Origin of the sequence: Azospirillum isscasi, from assembly GCF_030849505.1 — a bacterium.
Taxonomy (GTDB): domain Bacteria; phylum Pseudomonadota; class Alphaproteobacteria; order Azospirillales; family Azospirillaceae; genus Azospirillum; species Azospirillum isscasi.
In genome coordinates this window covers 1-4,254 of the sequence record NZ_JAUJFI010000272.1, presented here as the reverse complement: position 1 = coordinate 4,254, position 4,254 = coordinate 1, and the positions used below count along the sequence as shown (strand labels likewise).

Below are 4,254 nucleotides of genomic sequence, written 5' to 3'. Positions count from 1 at the left end.
CCGACGACGATGCAGGCACGGCGGACCATTCAAACACCAAACCTGCCCCGCTTGGCGAGTGTCCGTTGCGTGACCCCTCCGTCCGGACGGCGCTGCGTCCGGGCGACAGCCTGCGCGTCAACCCGGCTCCCCAGACCCTGGAGGCGCGGGCGGTCGTCGTCTCCGGCGCGGTGCGCCGCCCCGGCGCCTACGACGTGACCCGCGGCGAGACGCTGTCCTCGCTGATCGACCGGGCCGGCGGCCTGACGGAAGAGGCCTACCCCGCCGGAACCAGCCTTTTGCGCGAGAGCGAGCGCAAGCGCGAGCGCGCGTGGTTCGACCAGCAGGCCCGCGACCTTGAGCGCTGGATGGTGCAGGAGGTCGAGAAGGGCGAGGCCGCAAGGTCGGACGTGGTCGGTCTGGCGCGGCAGCTTGCGACGCAGCTGCGCGGGGTGGAGCCGCTGGGACGCATCGTCGTGGAGGCCGACCCGCTGGTCCTGCGCAGCCGGCCCGAGTTGGACGTGCTGCTGGAGCCGGATGACCGGATCCTGATCCCGAAGCGTCCCCTGACCGTCACCGTGACCGGCGAGGTGCTTCACCCGACCGCCGCCCAGTTCGTCAGCGGCAAGACCGCCGAAGCCTATCTGCGGGAGGCCGGCGGGGCGAGCCGCAACGCCGACACCAGCCGCATCTTCGTGGTTCTGCCGGACGGGCGGGCGCAACCGCTGTCCCTCTCCTCCTGGAACCACACGATCGCGGCGATCCCGCCCGGCTCGTCCATCGTGGTGCCGCGCGACCCGAAGCCTTTCGACCTGATGGAATTCTCCAAGAACATCGGCAGCATCCTGGGCCAGCTCGCCCTCTCGGCGGCGGCCATCGCGGTGATCTCCGATTGAGGGGTGGAACGGATACGGTCCGGCTGGCCGTGGTCACGGTGGTCCGCGACGACCTGCCCGGCCTGCGCGCCACCCGCGCCAGCCTGCGCGCCCAGACCGTGCCGGCCTATGACTGGTTCATCGCGGACGGCGCCTCCATCGACGGGACCGCCGGCTGGCTGGCCCGCCACGGAGACGAGGCGGCGTGGTGGCGCTCCGCCCCCGACCGCGGCCTGTACGACGCCATGAACGTCGCGCTGGACGCCGTCGCCGGACGGTCGCCGCCCTGCAGCCACGTCCTGTTCCTCAACGCCGGCGACCGGCTGGCCGACGACCGGGTGCTGGAGCGGCTCCTCCCCGCCCTGGCGGAGCACCCCGATCACGGCCTGCTGTACGGGGACGCTCTGGAGGAGCTTCCCGGCGGGCGCCTGGCCGTGAAACCCGCAAGGTCGCATCGCCGCGCCGCGCTGGGCATGTTCACGCACCACCAAGCCATGGTCTACCGGCTGTCCGCCCTGTCCGGAGTCCGATTCGATCTGCGCCACGGGCTGGCCGCCGATTATGCCTTCACTTTAACGGTGCTGAAGCGGGGCGGCTCGGCACGGCGTCTGCCACTTTCGGTTTGTATCTTCGCCACCGGCGGACGGTCGCAGCAGGACCCCGCAAGGGGCCGGCGGGAGCAGGCGATCATCCGCCGTGAGTTGCTCGGGCTTGGCTGGCCGGGCAACGCAACAATATGGGGATTACAATGGCTTGCCCTTACCCTGCGCCAGACGATTCCATGGCTTTACACGAAATATCGTTTCTCCTCAAATGAACGATCGTTTCTTTCATAAGCTTTGACGACTGAACCACGCATCTAGCTGTTGATGCGCACGAAAAGTTGCATAGAATTTACTTTCTGAACTAACCAATTTCCCTGGTGGTGCCTGCCGCCTCCATACTGAGGGTCTATTATGAGTGCCACGAAAACCAAGCTATCGCCTGCCCACACGCTTTCACGCCGCGGCGAAGGTCCCAACCCCATCGACATTCATGTCGGCGCGCGTCTGCGCCTGCGCCGGACCCTGCTCGGTCTGAGCCAGGAAAAGCTGGGCGAAGCGGTGGGCATCACCTTCCAGCAGCTCCAGAAGTACGAGCGCGGGTCCAACCGCATCAGCGCCAGCCGCCTGTTCAACCTGTCGCAGGTTCTGGGCGTGCCGGTCAGCTACTTCTTCGAAGACATGCCGTCGCCGGAGCACATCGCCACCCCGTCGCCCGACCTTCCGCCCTCCGAGACGGAAGAGTTCGAGTCGATGGCCCGGCGCGAGACCCTGGAACTGGTGCGGGCCTACTACCGCATCGAGGACCCTTCCGTCCGCAAGCGCACCTTCGACCTGTTGAAGGCCCTGGGCGGCGAGCGCGCCCTGGACGAGGCGGTGTAAGGCACGGCACCGTTTCCGGCCCTCAGTCATTGGCGGACGCGTGGGGCACAGACCGCCGCCTCGCGTCCGCAATCTTTACGCCGATCTGCCAGTAGTAGAAGGCCCGCGCCAGCGCGTGCTGAAACCCCGGACCGCCGTCCAGGAAGCCAAGCCGCAAAACATATCCATACAAAAACACCAGAAGCGGACGGGCCGGCACGGCGCCGAACCATCGCTTCAGCCACCGCCGCGAACCGGATTCCCGCGCGATCAGCCCATCCATCCGCCCGTCCGCACGCAACGCCGCCTCCCAGTCGGCGTAACGGCCGTGCCGTTCGAACCAGGCCGCGACGGGCTTGTCGTCGGCGTGGTCCAGAGCGTGCCTCAGCCGCCCGACGGTGCCGGCGATCACCGGCTGGTAATGCCCCTCCACCTCCCACATGGTGGCGACGTCCAGGTCGGGCACCGGTGGGAAATGCGCCCGCCGCCGGTCGAGCAGGGCCAGCTTCCGATTGCGCGCACCGAAGCGCAGGCGCCGGCCCAGAAACACCGGGCGGCCATCGATGAAATACCCGCCATGGCGCGGCCCGGCGGCCATCAGCGCGGCGATCTCCTCCACCAGCGCGCCGCCGAGACGCTCGTCGGCATCGACGAACAGCACCCAGTCCTGGCGGAAGGGCAGCCGGTCCAGGCACCATTGCTTCTTCTTCGGGTAACGCCCGTCCCACCGGAAGGGCACGACCCGCGCCCCCGCCGCCTCGGCGATGGCCGACGTCCCGTCGGTGCTGCCGCTGTCCACCACGAAGCATTCGGCGAAACGCTCCAGGGCCGGCAGGCAGCGGGGGAGATTGACCGCTTCGTTGCGGGTCATCACCACGACCGACACGGGGATCACGGAGCCGTCTCCGCACCGGCCCGCCACAGGCGCCGCAGACTGATGGCGACGCCCCCCGCGGCCAGACCCGCCAGGACCGCCATGGGCACGACCCGCAAGGGGTCCGGCCAATCCGGGCGCTGCGCCGCCGCGGGCGGCTCGATGGCGTCCGCCGCCAGCGGCAGATCGACCTCGACCATCATGGCGATCCGTTCCTGCTCCGACAGCAGGTCGGCGAGCGCGCGGCGGTGCTCGGCCACCGTGATGCCGGCCAGCCGGGCGCGGACATGGGCGATCTGCGCCGCGCTCCGCCGGGACGCCTCCGCCCGCAGATGGGCGTCGGTCGCCTGGGCCGCGGCGGCCAGAATCCGCAGCGCCAGGGCGCGGTCGGCGTGGCGCAGGCGGATCCGCCGCATCGGCCCGCTGCCCACCATATCGACGACCAGCCGGTCCTGAAGCGCGCTCGCCACCCGTTCCGCGTCCGGTTCCACCCAATCCGTCCGGCCGACGAGCGTCAGGAGCATCCGTTTGGCGCCCGCCACCGGGCCGGGCGCGGGGCGCCATCCACCGGCCTCGTGGTCCCAGCGGTCGGGAAACAGGCCGCGCAGCAGCACCGGATCGGCCATCAGCCGCTCCGCCACCGGAATCGAGGTGAAGAGCTGGAGATAGCGCGCAAAGTCCGACAGGATCTCGTCCCCCGGACCGGGCTCCGACGCGGCGGTGGCGGTCTCCCGGCCGATCAGCACGGGAAGCCGGGCGCCCATCGCCGCCGCACCGACGCGGGCGGTCGGCCCGACCACCATCAGGGCGCTGTATTGCGGCGTCACCAGCCGCAAGGCGGTCACGGACAGCACCAGCCCCAGGACCGCACCGCCCAGCAGAATCGGCCAGCCCTCCCACAGCATTTCCACGAACCGCCGCAACCGCTGGCCGCTCTCCACCACCTCGGCCTCCAGCGAGGGGGGGCGCAGCGGCATCCCGTCAGGCATGCGGCAGGCTCCGCCCCGGCAGCGCCGGCGCCCCGCGCAGCGTCTTCTGGCGCAGCGAGTCCGCCAGGGACGCGAAACGCCGCGCCGCCGCCGTGGCGTCCCAGGCCGTGATCGCGCAGAACGCGCTGATCGGC

General features: G+C 70.2%; 5 protein-coding genes. 3 read left to right on the top strand and 2 right to left on the bottom strand.

Annotated features, from left to right (window positions below; genetic code table 11):
• The first annotated feature begins 65 nt into the window (after positions 1-65).
• From QSG27_RS27950 to QSG27_RS27940, 3 genes are all read left to right on the top strand, one after another.
• A complete protein-coding gene (locus tag QSG27_RS27950; protein WP_306712003.1) occupies positions 66-875 on the top strand; it encodes an SLBB domain-containing protein in 810 nt (269 codons plus the stop codon).
• Entirely contained in the window at positions 872-1,690 is an 819-nt protein-coding gene (locus tag QSG27_RS27945) for a glycosyltransferase (protein WP_306712002.1), read from the top strand. The genes QSG27_RS27950 and QSG27_RS27945 overlap by 4 nt, the downstream gene beginning before the upstream one ends.
• 120 nt (positions 1,691-1,810) lie before the next feature.
• Positions 1,811-2,278, top strand: coding sequence for a helix-turn-helix domain-containing protein (locus tag QSG27_RS27940; protein ID WP_306712001.1), 468 nt, complete (start codon positions 1,811-1,813; stop codon positions 2,276-2,278).
• Between the two features lie 22 nt (positions 2,279-2,300).
• Here the strand turns inward: QSG27_RS27940 and QSG27_RS27935 are convergent, their stop codons facing one another.
• Both QSG27_RS27935 and QSG27_RS27930 read right to left on the bottom strand, forming a co-directional pair.
• Positions 2,301-3,152: a glycosyltransferase family 2 protein gene (locus tag QSG27_RS27935; RefSeq protein WP_306711999.1), complete on the bottom strand. Its 852-nt coding sequence runs from the start codon at positions 3,150-3,152 to the stop codon at positions 2,301-2,303.
• Complete coding sequence (locus QSG27_RS27930; RefSeq protein WP_306711998.1) at positions 3,149-4,120, bottom strand: hypothetical protein; 972 nt, start codon at positions 4,118-4,120, stop codon at positions 3,149-3,151. Before QSG27_RS27930 ends, QSG27_RS27935 begins: the two co-directional genes overlap by 4 nt.
• Between the last annotated feature and the right edge of the window lie 134 nt (positions 4,121-4,254).